The sequence below is a fragment of the Streptomyces sp. ISL-98 genome (assembly GCF_018614055.1).
In the GTDB taxonomy this organism is placed as follows: Bacteria; Actinomycetota; Actinomycetes; order Streptomycetales; family Streptomycetaceae; genus Streptomyces; species Streptomyces spiramyceticus.
Genome location: NZ_JAGGPB010000028.1, coordinates 99897 through 115389, shown reverse-complemented (window position 1 = coordinate 115389; position 15493 = coordinate 99897). Strand labels below are relative to the sequence as shown.

Sequence of the window (15493 nt, the reverse complement as noted above, 5' to 3'; positions counted from 1 at the left end):
CAAGCAGATGACCAAGAAGACGCGGATCCGCGTTGCGCGTATAGCAGCCGGTGCGGTGATTGCCGCCGGTGCTTCGCTGACCGCCGCGGGCGCCGCTCAGGCCGTCGGTATCGGTGTCGACCTCGGTGGCCTCAGCGCCAAGGCCGAGGTTGACCAGGAAGGCCTCGACATCGCCGTCGCCGCGGACCCGGCGGACCCGGCTGACCCCGCGGACCCGGCCGACCCGGCTGACCCCGCGGACCCGGCCGACCCGGCTGACCCCGCCGACCCGGCTGACCCCGCCGACCCGACGGACCCGCTCGACCCGCTCGACCCCACGGACCCGACCGACCCGGTCGACCCGACGGACCCGGTCGACCCGACCGACCCGACGGACCCCACGGACCCGGTCGACCCCACGGACCCGACGGACCCCACGGACCCCACGGACCCGACCGACCCGGTCGACCCCACGGACCCCACGGACCCGACCGACCCCACGGACCCGACGGACCCGACGGACCCGAGCGACCCCTCGGACCCGACCGACCCGTCTGACCCGACCGACCCGGGCAACGAGACCGGCGGCAACGAGACCGGTGGCAACGGCAACAACGGTGGCAACGGCAACTCCGGCGGCAACGGCGACGGTGGCACCGATGGTGGCTCCGACGGCGACACCGGCACCTGCACCGTCGACCTCGACGGCGCCGAGTGCGAGGACAACACCGACACCGACAGCGCCGGCTCCAAGCCGGTAGAGCAGGGCAAGGCCAAGGAGGAGCTCGCCGAGACGGGCGCCGCCGAGACCACGTTCCTGCTGGTCGGCGCCGCGACGATGATCGCCGGTGGCATCGGCTTCCGCATGCTGCCCCGCCTGGTCAACGGCCGCACCGCCGTCTGAACCAGCTAGGCGTACAAGAAGGGCCCGGAGCGCGCTGAGCGCCCCGGGCCCTTCCCTTTGTCTGGCAGGCCCCCAGAGGGCCCTAGAAGGTCGCGAGCGGCGGAATCCGTCGTACCGCGCAGCTGTACTCGCGAGTACGCCGTGCTTGCCCGTGCGCCGTCCTTGCTCGTGCTACGCGGTCTGGTGCGCGAGCAGGGCCGCCGCGGCCACCAGCAGCGCTACGAGTACCACCAGCACCACAGGACTCAGCCCGCCCAGCGGGCCCTCCTGCTGCAACCGCTCCCTGTGGGCGCGGCAGACACGGCAACGGCCCTGGGCCACCGGGGCCGCGCAGTTCGCGCACACCAGTCGGTCATAGGTCATGCGCTTTCCTCCTCCCGCGCGGCGGAGCCGCAAGCTCTTATTCTCCGCCCAACGCTCAGGGAAACGCGACTGTTCCCCCTTCCACTGTGCCAGCTGCCACGCGTTACGGCGCGGCCCGCCGGGTTACGACCGTTCTGTTACGTGCAAGTCCGGTCGCCGATCCGTGATAAATCGCCCATCCCAGGACGCGGACTGCGGACGACTGCCCACGTCGCGTATGGTCACGCACACCTACTCCCGGCGACCGTGGTGCACCCGTGATCCGATTCGACAACGTCTCCAAGACCTACCCGAAGCAGAACCGCCCCGCCCTCAGGGATGTCTCCCTGGAGGTCGAGAAGGGCGAGTTCGTCTTCCTCGTGGGCTCTTCCGGCTCCGGCAAGTCAACCTTCCTGCGGCTGCTGCTGCGTGAGGAGCGCGCCAGCCACGGCATGGTGCACGTCCTTGGCAAGGACCTCGCGCGCCTGTCCAACTGGAAGGTGCCGCAGATGCGGCGCCAGCTCGGCACCGTCTTCCAGGACTTCCGCCTTCTTCCCAACAAGACCGTTGGGGAAAACGTCGCGTTCGCGCAGGAAGTCATCGGCAAGTCGCGCGGAGAGATCCGCAAGTCCGTACCCCAGGTTCTCGATCTCGTCGGTCTCGGCGGCAAAGAGGACCGGATGCCCGGCGAGCTCTCGGGTGGTGAGCAGCAGCGGGTGGCGATCGCGAGGGCGTTCGTCAACCGCCCGATGCTGCTGATCGCCGACGAGCCGACGGGAAATCTCGACCCGCAGACCTCCGTAGGCATCATGAAGCTGCTGGACCGCATCAACCGCACAGGCACCACTGTGGTGATGGCGACCCACGACCAGCAGATCGTCGACCAGATGCGCAAGCGCGTCATCGAACTCGAGAAGGGCCGCCTCGTGCGCGACCAGTCTCGCGGTGTCTACGGCTACCAGCACTGAAAGGACGCCATGCGCGCCCAGTTCGTCCTGTCGGAGATCGGCGTCGGTCTCCGCCGGAATCTCACCATGACCTTCGCGGTGGTCATCTCCGTCGCTCTCTCACTCGCCCTCTTCGGAGGCGCGCTGCTCATGCGAGAGCAGGTGAGCACGATGAAGGGCTACTGGTACGACAAGGTCAATGTCTCGATCTTCTTCTGCAACAAGAACGACGCGGAGACCATTGCCAAGTGCTCCAAGGGAGCGGTCACCGCGGAGCAGAAGAAGCAGATCGAGGCCGACCTCGACAAGATGGACATCGTCAAGAGCGTCGACTACGAGTCCGCCGACCAGGCGTTCAAGCACTACAAGGAGCAGTTCGGGGACTCGTCGATGGCCGACACCATCACCCCGGACCAGATGCAGGAGTCGTTCCGAGTCAAGCTCGACGACCCGGAGAAGTACAAGGTGGTCGCGACCGCGTTCGCGGGCCGGGACGGGGTGCAGTCCGTCCAGGACCAACGCGGCATCCTCGACAACCTCTTCAACCTGATGAACGGCATGAATGTGGCCGCGCTCTGCGTGATGGCCCTGATGCTCGTCATCGCACTGATGCTGATCGTCAACACCGTACGGGTGTCCGCGTTCAGCCGGCGCCGTGAGACGGGCATCATGCGGCTCGTCGGTGCCTCCAGCTTCTACATCCAGATGCCGTTCATCATGGAGGCCGCGTTCGCGGGCCTGATCGGCGGCGGATTCGCGTGCGTCATGCTGCTCGTCGGCCGGTATTTCCTGATCGACCACGGCCTGGCGCTGTCCGAGAAGCTGAATCTCGTCAACTTCATCGGCTGGGACGCGGTGCTCGCAAAGCTGCCGCTCGTGATCGCGATCGGCCTGCTGATGCCCGCGCTCGCCGCCTTCGTGGCGCTGCGCAAGTACCTCAAGGTGTGACATGAGCCCTGGGCGCCGTGCGGTCAACCAACCGTACGGCGCCCTTTGTTTGTCCTAGACTCAGCGCCATGTTGGGCTCGGAACTCAGCCTTCAGTCCCGCGGCGTACGCCGCGGGGCGGCCCTGACATTGGTATTCGCGACCGTCCTCGCCACCGCCGCCGCCACCGACAGCTGGCAGCTCGACGACGAGAAAACGCCCTCCCTCTCCGCCAGTTCGGTCGCCGTCACCGTCCACCGCGACGAAGTCACCGACGCCGCGGTCGAGGCCATGGCCGACGGCAAGTCGGGCAAGGAGGCGGCCGAGGAGGTCGTCAGCCGCAGCGGGGACCGGTGGGGCGCGGTGTACGACCAGGGCGAGTACGAGGAGTTCCAGCAGGCACTCGACGGCGAGTACACCGGCGTCGGACTGTGGGCCAAGCGCACCCGCGACGGACGCATCGAGGTCGCCAGGGTCCAGCCCGGCGGCCCCGCCGAGCTCGAAGGCGTCAGGGCGGGCGACCAGCTCCGTACGATCGACGGCCGCCGCGTCGAGAAGCGCCCCGTCACCGAGGTCGTCGCACTGCTGCGCGGCGACGGCACGGCGCAGGCCGGCACGTCCGTCGTACTCGGCCTGGAGCGCGCCGGGCGGGAGTGGCACGAGACGCTGCGCCGCGCCCGCCTCACCACCGAGGCCGTCACGGTCCAGCGGCTCACGGACGGTGCGACGCTGGTCAAGGTGGCGTCCTTCACCAAGGGCTCCGGCGAGCAGGTGCGCGACGCGGTACGGGCCGTACCCAAGGATCACGGCGTCCTGCTGGATCTGCGCGGCAACGGCGGCGGTCTGGTCACCGAGGCGGTCACCGCCGCCTCCGCCTTCCTCGACGGCGGCCTGGTGGCGACGTACGACGTGCACGGCTCACAGCGCGCCCTGTACGCCGAGCCGGGCGGCGACACTGAGAGACCCGTGGTGGCGCTGGTCGACGGCGGCACGATGAGCGCGGCCGAGCTTGTCACCGGCGCGCTCCAGGACCGTGGCCGTGCGGTCACTGTGGGTTCGCGGACCTTCGGCAAGGGCTCGGTCCAGATGCCGAGTGTCCTTCCCGACGGCTCCGTCGCCGAGCTGACCGTCGGCCATTACCGCACTCCCGCGGGGCGAAATGTCGACGGCAGGGGCATCAGCCCGGACCTCGCGGTGAGCGAGCGGGCCGAGGAACGGGCCCGGACAGTATTGAGTGGCCTCGGGGGAGGGTCGTAGTGCGAAAATGAACGCACTATGGCTAAGGAAAAAGGGCGCAAGATGATCGCGCAGAACAAGAAGGCGCGGCACGACTACCTCATCATCGACACCTACGAGGCCGGGATGGTCCTGACCGGCACCGAGGTGAAGTCCCTGCGCCAGGGACGCGCCTCGCTGGTGGACGGCTTCGTACAGCTCGACGGTGGCGAGGCGTGGCTGCACAACATTCACGTACCCGAGTACACCCAGGGGACGTGGACCAACCACTCCGCGCGCCGCAAGCGCAAGCTGCTGCTGAACCGGGCGGAGATCGACAAGCTGGCGAGCAAGACGCAGGAGACGGGTCACACGATCGTGCCGCTCGCGATGTACTTCAAGGACGGCCGGGCCAAGATCGAGATCGCGCTGGCCAAGGGCAAGAAGGAGTACGACAAGCGGCAGACGCTGCGCGAGAAGCAAGATCTGCGGGAGACGAACCGTGCGATCTCGGCTGTGAAGCGCAGGGAGCGCGGGCAGGTCTGAGGACAGGCCGCCGGGCCGGCAGGAATACGCTGGCACCGTCGTGCGTTGGTCACGTACGATGGGGACTGCACTCCACCGCTGGTGGGGTGCGACCTTGAAAAATAAACATGGGGATGATCGGTTTCGACAGCGGATGTCGAGGCAGGGGAAGCGAGTCGAGGAAGCGGCAATGATCTCGTTAACCATATGTCGCAACCAATAATCGCCGATTCCAAGCGCGATTCCTTCGCCCTCGCTGCCTAAGTAGCGACTTAGCGAAGTGTCAGCCCGGGGGTGTTCCCGACCCGGATCCTGGCATCATCAAGGGAACTAAACCACTCGGTCCGGTCACGGGATCGGGTGGGAAATCAAACAGTGACTGAGCCCGTCGGAGACTTGTCCGTGTGATCTCCGGGGCCGAGAAAAACGTAGCGGACTGCACTCGGAGAAGCCCTGGTTCTGCACCGTTGGACGCGGGTTCGATTCCCGCCATCTCCACAATTCCCATGTGAGGCCGAGGCCCCGCCGTCCCAGGACAGCGGGGCCTCAGTCATGTCTCAGACCGCGGGCTGTACGCCGGTCAGCAGGGTGAGCAGCTGGTCCATCTCGCCGCGCCATATGCGGTGGACGTTCATCCGGGTCGGCTTCGGCTCGTTCGGCAGCTGGAGCTGGAAGACGCTCCAGACGGTGTTGCGCTGTATGCCGCTGACCAGGCGGCCGGCCTCGGCCGGGGGCAGCGCGTAGACGATCTCCTGCGGGCGGTTGCTCCACCGGCTCGCCTTGTGGATGACCACGGCCTGCTCGGTCGCGGTGACGAAGTAGTAAGTGAGAAATGCCTGGCCGATCAGGCCCAGCATGCTCATCAGCCACGGGCTCGGACCTGCGATGGCCTGGATGGTGACGATCGGACGGTCGGCCGGATTGGCTTGCGCGATGGCCGCGGCGACCTGTTGCTGGATCGTCGACTTCTTTACGGCCATGAGGCCCTCCCCTGAGCGGAATCAAGACAATGAGCGGAATGTGCGCCCCCGCTTCCGGGGGCGGTGCAGCGTAGCGCAGAGCAGCAGGGCGAGGCCCGCGGCTGCCACCGGGGCCGAGTAGCCCGACGCGGCGCCCGCGTGCTCCACGATCCAGCCGCCGCTCGCCGCGCCGACCGCGACTCCGCCCAGCAGTGCGGTGACGGCCAGCGTCATGCCCTCGTTCAACTGGGCCTGCGGGACGACGCGTTGGATCAGCGTCATACCGGTGACCATCGTCGGGGCCGTGGCGGCGCCCGCCAGCAGCAGGGCGCCCGCGACAGCGGCCAGCGAGCCGGTGAAAGCCGCCAGCAGCGGCAGCGACATCAGGACCGTCATCGCCGATACGCAGGCGAGCAGCCGGCGCCCCACGTCGGCCGCCGGGCGCGCGGACCCGTACAGCAGGCCCGCGACGCAGGACCCCGCCGCCTGGAGAGCGAGCACCGCGCCCGCCGCGGCGCCGTGGCCCCGGTCGTCGGCGTAGGCGAGGGTGACGACCTCCATGGAGCCGAAGACGGCGCCGGTGGCGAGGAAGACGGTCAGCAGGGCGCGTATGCCGGGCAGGTGGAGGGGCGAGCGGACGCCCCTGGAGCGGGGCGAGACGGGTGGTTCCGTACCGCGCTGGGCGGCGAGGATCAGCGTGCCGGTCATCAGGAGGACCGCGCCGGTCAGCGTGCCGGCCTCGGGGAAGAGGGCCGAGCAGAGGAAGGCGGCGGCCACCGGGCCGAGCATGAAGCACAGCTCGTCGGCGGCCTGCTCGAAGGAGTTGGCGGTGTGCCGGGCCGCTGCGTTTTCCGGCGTAGAGGCTCGGTGGATATGGGACCAGCGGGCGCGGGACATGCCGCCCGTGTTGGGGGTGGTGGCGGTGGCGGCGTACGCGGCGAAGAACGTCCAGGCCGGTGCGTCGTAATGCACGCACAGCAGCAGGGCCAGCGATCCGATTACGGCGACGGCGGCGGCGGGCACCGCGACACGGGCCTGGCCGTGTCGGTCGACGAGCCTGGCCGTCCAGGGCGCCACCAGGGCCGTGGCGGCGAGGCCGGTCGCGGTGACGGCGCCTGCGAGGGCGTACGAACCGCGCGATCCGGCGATCATCATGACGGCGCTCACGCTGAACATGCCCATGGGGATGCGGGCGACGAGGCTGCCCGCGGTGAAGGCGCGGGCGCCGGGCGTGGCGAAGAGACGGCGGTACGGGGAGAGGCGCCCGGGTCTGAGGCGTTTCGGCTCGCGCGGGGGGCGTTGCCGGGAAGGGCGCCGGTCCATGGCGATCAGTACGTCGCCGGAAACGGCCAGCATGGGGGAGGGGGCTTCGTATAGGGGCATGGATCAACCCTCGGGGTGGGTCCCACCTGCGGTCCAACACCTTCTGGGCGCCGATTCACGCACATGCGTTGTAGGTTCGCGGCGTGCCCCATGACATAGAACCCCGGCTGCTGCGCGCCTTCGAGGCCGTGGCCGAGGACCTTCATTTCACCCGCGCCGCCGCCCGGCTCTTCACGGCCCAGCAGGCGCTCAGCCGTGACATCCGACGGCTGGAGCGGGAGTTGGGCTCCCAGCTGTTCGTACGGTCCACCCGCAGCGTGTCGCTGACGGCGGACGGCGAGCGGCTCCTGCCGTACGCGCGACGGGTGCTGGCGGCGTACGACGAACTGGGCGCGGCATGGGCGCACGAGGAGCGGCCGCTGCTGGTGGACGTCAGGGCGCCGGTCGGCACCTGCTACCGGGTGCTGGAGGCAGCCCGGGCCGCCGCGCCCGACATCGAGTTCGTCGGGCGTTTCCACAGCGGGCTCACGGGCGCCGCGGCCTCGATCGTCGGCGGCCGGCTCGATGTCTCGTCGGGGCGGGTCGCCGGGCTCGACCCGGCGGTGCTGGACCAGCTGGAGCACCGGCCGGTGCGCTTCGAGCGCATGGCCGTGCTGCTGGCCGACGACCATCCGCTGGCCGCACTGGACGAGGTGCCGCTGGACGCGCTCGCGGGAGAGACGCTCTACGCCGGGGCGGGCAACCCGGCGACCGCGGAGTGGACCGATCTTGCGGCCAGGCTTTTCGAGGGGCGGGGCATCGAGGTTGCGGCGCCGTTCCCGGAGATCGAGGGCGCGGAGGAGTTCGTACGGCTGGTCCGCAAGCGGCGCTGGTCGGTACTGGCGAGTACTGAATTCATCGCGGTGCCGGGCATGGAACTGCGGCCGGTCGTCGACCCTGTGCCGCTGTCGCCCATCTCACTTGTGTGGCGAAAAGGGCTCAGACATAAGGGTCTTGACGTACTAAATGGGGTGATAGATGAGCTTGTGAAGCGCCACAAGTGGCTGGAAATGCCCGCCGGGAGCTGGCTGCCCGAAGCTGATATGTCACTGATGCTCAACAACACCTGACTCGGCAGCCCTACTGTCATACTCGTGCGCTACATTCATCGCCTGGGTGCGGTGTGGTAGGGGGCGCTCGGGGTGGGTGGGGGCCCGGTCCGAGGCAGGTATCCAGCAGTCGCGTGCGCACCCGAATCACTTTCTGTGTGGGGGATGTGCGTACGACTGTGGAGAATTGGCGAGGGGATGCGGATGCCCGGTTCGGGTATCCCGAAGATCTCAATGACGTCACTGTGCAGCTCGACACTGTGCAGTCGGACGGCACCAGGCAGTTCGACAGCATCGGGCAGTTCGACGGTGCGGAGCAGTTCGACGACGCCGTGCAGTTCGACGGCACTGTGCAGTTGGACCGCGCGGCGCAGTTCGACGAATCGGTGCAGTTCGACGGCCTCGGCCGGCCGGTGTCGGAGCTGCCGGGCGCCCTGGAGCCCCAGGAGGGCTCCGACGGGCCGGTGTTCGTCGACGAGAGCGGGAACAGGAGCAAGAAGTTCCGCCGCGTCGGCTGGGTTCTCGCCACCGCCTGTGCCTGTTACGCCATCACCCTCATAGTCGCCCTGGCCGGTGGCAACTCCACCGCGCCCTGGCTTCCGATACCCGGTCTCGCCGACGACAAGAAGCAGCCGGACACCGTCGACATCTCCCCCGCCCCCGACGATCCCCTCGATCCGGGGGGCACCCCCGGGCAGACGCCGGGCGCGACACCCACCGGATCGGCAAGCACCACCGCGCGGCCCGCGGTCGGCGGCACGTCGAGCACCAGCAGGCCCGTCGCTCCCGAGCCGGGTCAACCGGCCACCGAGAGCACCGGCGCCCCGGCCGGTGCTCGCCCGCCTCAGAACGACGACACCGACCCCGATACGAACCCGGACCCCGACACGGGCACGGACCCGGCGACCGACCCCGGCACCGACCCGGACGCCGGCACCGATCCCGGCACGGGCACCGACCCGGGCACCGACCCGGCCACCGATCCCGGCACGGGCACCGACCCCACGGACCCGGGCAGCACCGACCCAGGCACCGACCCCGATGCCGGCACCGACCCGGACGCCGGCACGGGCGGCACCACCAGCGAATTTGCCGCGAAAGGCACGTAGTCAGAGATGGCATCCCACGGCAGGCGCACCGCTCGCGCCACCCGCAGACGGCGACGCACCATTCGGCGCCGTATCCCCATGCGCTATCTGCTGCCTTCGCTCTTCCTGGTGGCGCTGCTCGCCATGCTGATGCTGCGCGGCTACGTACACAGCGAGATCCTCGCCGACCACAGAGTCCGCCCCCCGGCCCCCATCGACCAGGTCCCCGAGCGCATACTCAAGGGCGGCCCGGTCATCGACGCGCGTAGCGCGCAGGACCCCAAAGCGCTGAGCATCCCCGACCGCAGGCTCGTCCTGACCTTCGACGACGGCCCCGACCCCCTGTGGACGCCGAAGGTTCTCGACAAGCTCAAGCAGCACGACGCGCACGGCGTCTTCTTCGTGACCGGCACGATGGCCTCGCGCCACCCGGACCTGGTCGAGCGGATGGTGCACGAGGGGCACGAGGTCGGGCTGCACACCTTCAACCACCCCGATCTCTCCTTCCAGACCAAGTCCCGCATCGACTGGGAGCTGTCCCAGAACCAGCTCGCGATCGCGGGCGCGGCCGGCATCCGTACCTCCCTCTTCCGCCCGCCGTACTCCTCGTTCTCCGACGCCCTCGACAACAAGTCCTGGCCGGTCACCCAGTACATCGGCAGCCGCGGCTACATCACGGCGTTCAACAACACCGACTCCGAGGACTGGAAGCGCCCCGGCGTCGAGGCGATCATCAAGCGCGCCACGCCCAAGGGCACCGAGGGCTCGATCGTGCTGATGCACGACTCCGGCGGCGACCGCTCGCAGACCGTGGCGGCACTCGACCGCTTCCTGCCCTCGATGAAGGAGCGCGGCTACCGGTTCACCAACCTCACCGAGGCCCTGGGCGCCCCCTCCGCCCACACGGAGGTCACAGGACCCGAGCTGTGGAAGGGCAAGGCCTGGGTCTACGCCGTGGCGTTCTCCGAGAAGACCACCAGCGTCCTGGTCGTCGGCCTCGCCGCCATCGGCGTCCTCGTCATGCTGCGCTTCGGCCTGATGCTGCTGCTGTCGGTCCTGCACGCCCGCAAGGTGCGCAGGCGGACGTTCAGCTGGGGCCCGCCGGTCACCCGCCCCGTCTCGGTGCTCGTCCCGGCGTACAACGAACGCGAGTGCATTGCCAATACGGTGCGCTCCCTGATGTCCAGCGAGCACCCCATCGAGGTCATCGTCATCGACGACGGCTCGACGGACGGCACGGCGGACATAGTCGAGGCGATGCGCCTGCCGAACGTACGCGTCGTACGCCAGGAGAACGCGGGCAAGCCCGCCGCCCTCAACAACGGCATCGCGCACGCCCGCTTCGACATCGTCGTCATGATGGACGGCGACACGGTCTTCGAGCCGGCCACCGTCCGCGAGCTCGTCCAGCCCTTCGGCGACCCGCGCGTCGGCGCCGTCGCGGGCAACGCCAAGGTCGGCAACCGCGATTCGCTCATCGGTGCGTGGCAGCACATCGAGTACGTGATGGGCTTCAACCTCGACCGCCGCATGTACGACCTGCTGGGCTGCATGCCGACGATCCCCGGCGCGGTCGGTGCTTTCCGTGCCGACGCGCTGCACCCTTTCGGCGGCATGAGCGAGGACACCCTCGCCGAGGACACCGACGTCACGATGGCGCTGCACCGCGACGGGTGGCGCGTCGTGTACGCGGAGAAGGCCCGCGCCTGGACCGAGGCGCCGGAGAGCGTGCAGCAGCTGTGGTCCCAGCGCTACCGCTGGAGCTACGGCACCATGCAGGCGATCTGGAAGCACCGCCGCGCCGTCATCGAACGCGGCCCCTCCGGGCGCTTCGGCCGGGTGGGCCTTCCGCTCGTCTCCCTCTTCATGGTGCTGTTCCCGCTGCTGGCGCCGCTCATCGACGTATTCCTGCTGTACGGCCTGGTCTTCGGCCCCACCCAGAAGACCGTCGTCGCCTGGCTCGGCGTGCTCGCCATCCAGGCGGTCTGCGCCGCGTACGCCTTCCGGCTCGACCGGGAGAAGATGACCCACCTGATCTCGCTGCCCCTCCAGCAGATCCTCTACCGGCAGCTGATGTACGTCGTGCTGCTCCAGTCCTGGATCACCGCACTCACCGGCGGCCGGCTGCGCTGGCAGAAGCTGCGCCGCACCGGTGTGGTCGAGGCGCCCGGCTCCATCCCGGCGCAGCGTCAGCGGAGCAACGAGAAGAGGCCCGTCGCATGACCTTCGGTACCACCGGCCCGATCGACGCCACCGCCGCGATGCCGCGGGCACAGGCCGGGCCACGTCCGTCCGCCGCGCCCACGGCGGGACCGCCCGGCCGCGACCGGTATCTCGACGTGCTGCGGGCCGTCGCGCTCGTCCGCGTCGTCGTCTACCACATCTTCGGCTGGGCCTGGCTGACCGTGCTCTTCCCGTCCATGGGCGTGATGTTCGCGCTGGCCGGGTCGCTGATGGCGCGCTCCCTGAAGCGCCCGGCGGCGGGCGTCATCCGTGGCCGTATCCGACGGCTGCTGCCGCCCATGTGGGCGTTCTCGCTGACCATCGTGCCGATCATGTTCTATTTCGGCTGGGAGCCGCTGAAGGAGGAAGGCCTGTGGTGGTTCGTCAAGCTCGCCAACTACGTCTTCCCGCTCGGCGCCCCGCCGTACCCCTGGCACAGCGGTGACAAGCCGGGCCTCCTGGAGGACACCTGGGCGGTCCAGGCCGCCGGTCCCCTCTGGTACATCCGCGCCTACCTGTGGTTCGTCATCGCGTCGCCGCTGCTGCTGTGGGCGTTCCGCAGGGTCCCCTGGGTGGCTCTGTTCGCGCCGCTCGGTGTCACCGCGGTCATCGGCACCGGCCTGGTGACGATCCCCGGCGAGGCCGGCAACGCCCTCACCGACTTCGCGGTGTACGCCTCCTGCTGGATGCTCGGCTTCGCCCACAACGACGGCCTGTTCCAGCAGGTCCCGCGCTACATCTCGGTGTCCGTGTCCGCGATGGTCATGGCGTTCGGCCTGTGGTGGGCGTCCGGCCATCTCACCGCGGACGGCTGGGACCTCAACGACATCCCGCTCGCCCAGGCGTGCTGGTCGTTCGGCTTCTGCGTGATCCTCCTCCAGTACTCGCCGTCCTGGAAGGAACTCCCAACAAAGCTGAAGGGCTTCGACACGGTGATCACGCTGGCGAACAACCGGGCGGTGACGATCTACCTCTGGCACAACATGCTGATCATGGCGACCATCCCCGTCATCGACCTGCTCTTCGAGATCCCGGGCGTCTGGCCCACGTACTCTGGCTACATCGAGGACGCGTACACAACGCTGATGCTGATCGTCGTCTGGCCGCTCATCGGCCTGATGATCATTACCGTCGGCTGGCTGGAAGACGTCGCAGCCCAGCGCAAGCCCCGCCTGTGGCCCAATGGATCACCGCGGAAGGCAAGCCGCTCACACAAGCACTGACCGCTGGGTGAGAGCAAGGTTGCGCGCCGGTCACCTCACGGCACGGGACTGAAATCCGCCGTACCTAGCGTCGCTTCCACGACCCGATACCCGTGGAGGCGCGTCATGGCAGGCCGGTGGATCGAACAGTGGGACCCCGAGGACGAGACCTTCTGGAAGGAAACGGGGGAGCGGATTGCCCGGCGCAATCTGCTCTTCTCCGTACTTTCCGAGCACATCGGCTTCTCCATCTGGACCCTGTGGTCCGTCATGGTGCTCTTCATGGGCCCGGAGTACGGCGTGGATCCGGCCGGGAAGTTCTTCCTGATCGCGACGGCCACCCTGATCGGGGCGCTCGTCCGGGTCCCGTACACCTTCGCCGTAGCGCGCTTCGGCGGCCGGAACTGGACGGTCTTCAGCGCGCTGATGCTGCTCCTGCCGACCGGTGCGGCGTACGCCGTCATGGAGCCCGGCACCTCCTACACCACCTTCATGGTGGTCGCGGCCCTCACCGGCGTCGGTGGCGGAAACTTCGCCTCCTCCATGACGAACATCAACTCCTTCTTCCCGCTCCGTAAGAAGGGCTGGGCGCTGGGCCTCAACGCGGGCGGCGGCAACATCGGCGTACCCGTGGTGCAACTCGTCGGCCTGCTGGTCATCGGCACGGCGGGCGCGACCCACCCCCGCATCCTGCTCGCCGCGTACATCCCCCTGATCATCGTCGCGGCCGTGTGCGCCGTGCTGCGGATGGACAACCTGGCGCCCGTACGCAACGACACAGGGGCGGCGAAGGCCGCCGTGCGTGACCCGCACACCTGGATCATGTCCTTCCTCTACGTCGGGACCTTCGGCTCCTTCATCGGCTACAGCTTCGCCTTCGGCCTGGTCCTCCAGACGCAGTTCGGGCGTACGCCGCTGCAGGCCGCCTCGCTCACCTTCATCGGCCCGCTCCTCGGCTCCCTGATCCGCCCCCTCGGCGGCTCCCTCGCCGACCGCTTCGGCGGCGCCCGCATCACGCTGTGGAACTTCGCCGCGATGGCCGGTGCGACCGGGGTCGTCGTCTACGCCTCCGTTTCCGAGTCGCTCCCGGTCTTCCTGACCGGCTTCATCGCCCTCTTCGTCCTGACCGGCCTCGGCAACGGTTCGACGTACAAGATGATCCCCGCGATCTTCCAGGCGAAGGCGCTGGCCAAGGGCATGACGGGCGAGGCGGCCGCGGCGTACGGGCGGCGGCTCTCCGGGGCCTCGATGGGCCTGATCGGTGCGGTCGGCGCGCTCGGCGGGCTCGCGATCAACCTGGCCTTCCGCCAGTCCTTCCTCACCGCCGGGACGGGCACGGCGGCCTTCGCCTCCTTCCTCGCCTTCTACGCTGTGTGCTTCACGCTGACCTGGGCGGTATACCTTCGGCGGCCGGTCGCGGTACAGGCAAAGCCGCAGCTCACCTATGCGGAGGTCTGATCCGCCAGCCCCGTTAACGGCGGGGAAATATTCGGGAACCGAGCCTGTCACGTGCTGGTGACAGGCTCGGCCATCCGCATGAACCAGCACAGCGGTATGAGAGCCGGGTACGACATGTCCGCCACGCATGCAGAGCAGCAAGGCCCCCTCGAGGGCTTTACCGTCGGTGTCACAGCGGCCCGGCGTGCCGACGAACTGGGCACGCTGCTGACGCGGCGCGGCGCCTCCGTACTCCACGCGCCGGCCCTGCGGATCGTTCCGCTCGCCGACGACAGCGAACTCCTCGCCACCACCAAACAGCTCATCGACCGGGCCCCCGACGTCGTGATCGCGACGACGGCGATCGGCTTCCGGGGGTGGGTGGAGGCGGCGGACGGCTGGGGCCTCGGCGAGGACCTCCTCGCCCGCCTCCAGGGCGTCGAACTCCTCGCCCGAGGCCCGAAGGTCAAGGGCGCGATCCGCGCGGCGGGCCTCACGGAGGAATGGTCGCCGTCCTCCGAGTCCATGGCCGAAGTCCTCGACCGGCTCCTCGCGGAGGGCGTCGCGGACCGCCGTATCGCGATCCAGCTGCACGGCGAACCACTCCCCGGCTTCGTCGAAGCGCTGCGGGCCGCGGGCGCGGAAGTCGTCGGCGTGCCTGTCTATCGCTGGATGCCGCCCGAGGACATCGCCCCGCTCGACCGCCTCCTCGACGCTGCGGTCGGCCGCGGCCTCGAAGCACTGAGCTTCACCAGCGCCCCGGCGGCGGCGTCGATGCTGTCCCGGGCCGAGGAGCGCGGGATGCTCCCGGAACTGCTGGCCGCGCTGAACCACGACGTACTGGTGGCGTGCGTAGGGCCGGTCACGGCACTCCCCCTCCAGGCGCTGGGCATCGACACGGTCCAGCCCGACCGCTTCCGGCTCGGCCCGCTCGTCCAGCTGATCTGCCGCGAGCTCCCGGGCCGCGCCCGTACGCTGCCGGTCGCCGGCCGCAGCGTCGAAATCCGCGGCCACGCCGTGCTCCTGGACGGCGAGGTACGCCCCGTGCCGCCCGCCGGAATGTCCCTCCTGCGAACGCTCGCGCGGCGCCCCGGCTGGGTCGTCTCCCGCGCGGACCTCTTGCGCGCACTGCCCGGCTCGGGTCGCGACGAACACGCGGTCGAAACGGCAATGGCCCGCCTGCGCACGGCCCTGGGCGCGCCCAACCTCATCCAGACGGTGGTCAAACGCGGCTACCGCCTGGCATTGGACCCGTCGGCAGACACGAAGTACGCGGACGCGTGAACCGGGAGGCATGAACCGGGGGCGTTCCGCTTCCCCCCCCCCCGCCTCCCC

The 15493-nt window shown here is 69.2% G+C and carries 14 protein-coding genes and 1 other RNA gene; 12 read left to right on the top strand and 3 right to left on the bottom strand.

What is annotated here, in order from left to right; genetic code table 11:
• Positions 1–7 precede the first annotated feature (7 nt).
• Positions 8–883 (top strand): hypothetical protein, encoded by an 876-nt coding sequence (locus tag J7I98_RS20365; protein ID WP_214922246.1) that lies wholly within the window; start codon positions 8–10, stop codon positions 881–883.
• Positions 884–1054: 171 nt separating this feature from the next.
• Here the strand turns inward: J7I98_RS20365 and J7I98_RS20360 are convergent, their stop codons facing one another.
• Complete coding sequence (locus J7I98_RS20360; RefSeq protein ID WP_214922244.1) at positions 1055–1246, bottom strand: hypothetical protein; 192 nt, start codon at positions 1244–1246, stop codon at positions 1055–1057.
• A 257-nt stretch (positions 1247–1503) separates the two neighbouring features.
• Here J7I98_RS20360 and ftsE point away from each other — a divergent pair, with 257 nt between their 5' ends.
• The 5 genes from ftsE to ssrA all read left to right on the top strand — a co-directional run bounded on the left by ftsE (position 1504) and on the right by ssrA (position 5339).
• A complete protein-coding gene (ftsE, locus tag J7I98_RS20355) occupies positions 1504–2193 on the top strand; it encodes a cell division ATP-binding protein FtsE (RefSeq protein ID WP_214922242.1) in 690 nt (229 codons plus the stop codon).
• A 9-nt stretch (positions 2194–2202) separates the two neighbouring features.
• Entirely contained in the window at positions 2203–3120 is a 918-nt protein-coding gene (ftsX, locus tag J7I98_RS20350; RefSeq protein WP_214922240.1) for a permease-like cell division protein FtsX, read from the top strand.
• 68 nt (positions 3121–3188) lie between these two features.
• Positions 3189–4355, top strand: a complete 1167-nt coding sequence (locus J7I98_RS20345; protein ID WP_214922238.1) for a S41 family peptidase — start codon at positions 3189–3191, stop codon at positions 4353–4355.
• A gap of 18 nt (positions 4356–4373) precedes the next feature.
• Positions 4374–4859, top strand: a complete 486-nt coding sequence (gene smpB, locus J7I98_RS20340; protein ID WP_214922236.1) for an SsrA-binding protein SmpB — start codon at positions 4374–4376, stop codon at positions 4857–4859.
• Positions 4860–4968: 109 nt separating this feature from the next.
• Positions 4969–5339: a transfer-messenger RNA gene (gene ssrA, locus J7I98_RS20335) on the top strand.
• A 56-nt stretch (positions 5340–5395) separates the two neighbouring features.
• On the opposite strand, the gene J7I98_RS20330 is transcribed toward ssrA, so the two are convergent.
• Together J7I98_RS20330 and J7I98_RS20325 are read right to left on the bottom strand one after the other, a co-directional pair.
• Positions 5396–5818, bottom strand: coding sequence for a hypothetical protein (locus J7I98_RS20330; RefSeq protein ID WP_214922234.1), 423 nt, complete (start codon positions 5816–5818; stop codon positions 5396–5398).
• Between the two features lie 21 nt (positions 5819–5839).
• Complete coding sequence (locus tag J7I98_RS20325; protein WP_214922232.1) at positions 5840–7180, bottom strand: MFS transporter; 1341 nt, start codon at positions 7178–7180, stop codon at positions 5840–5842.
• A gap of 83 nt (positions 7181–7263) precedes the next feature.
• Between J7I98_RS20325 and J7I98_RS20320 the strand changes: the two genes are divergently transcribed.
• From J7I98_RS20320 to J7I98_RS20295, 6 genes are all read left to right on the top strand, one after another.
• On the top strand, positions 7264–8229 hold the full coding sequence (locus J7I98_RS20320; RefSeq protein WP_214922230.1) for a LysR family transcriptional regulator: 966 nt from the start codon (positions 7264–7266) through the stop codon (positions 8227–8229).
• A 224-nt stretch (positions 8230–8453) separates the two neighbouring features.
• Positions 8454–9317: a hypothetical protein gene (locus tag J7I98_RS20315; RefSeq protein WP_214922228.1), complete on the top strand. Its 864-nt coding sequence runs from the start codon at positions 8454–8456 to the stop codon at positions 9315–9317.
• Between the two features lie 78 nt (positions 9318–9395).
• Complete coding sequence (locus tag J7I98_RS20310) at positions 9396–11519, top strand: bifunctional polysaccharide deacetylase/glycosyltransferase family 2 protein (protein ID WP_214922226.1); 2124 nt, start codon at positions 9396–9398, stop codon at positions 11517–11519.
• Positions 11516–12742 carry an acyltransferase gene (locus tag J7I98_RS20305; RefSeq protein ID WP_214922223.1) on the top strand — a complete coding sequence of 409 codons (1227 nt, stop codon included), beginning with the start codon at positions 11516–11518 and terminating at the stop codon, positions 12740–12742. The genes J7I98_RS20310 and J7I98_RS20305 overlap by 4 nt, the downstream gene beginning before the upstream one ends.
• A gap of 105 nt (positions 12743–12847) precedes the next feature.
• A complete protein-coding gene (locus J7I98_RS20300; protein ID WP_214922221.1) occupies positions 12848–14179 on the top strand; it encodes a NarK/NasA family nitrate transporter in 1332 nt (443 codons plus the stop codon).
• Between the two features lie 114 nt (positions 14180–14293).
• A complete protein-coding gene (locus tag J7I98_RS20295; protein ID WP_214922324.1) occupies positions 14294–15442 on the top strand; it encodes a uroporphyrinogen-III synthase in 1149 nt (382 codons plus the stop codon).
• The last annotated feature ends 51 nt before the right edge of the window (positions 15443–15493 follow it).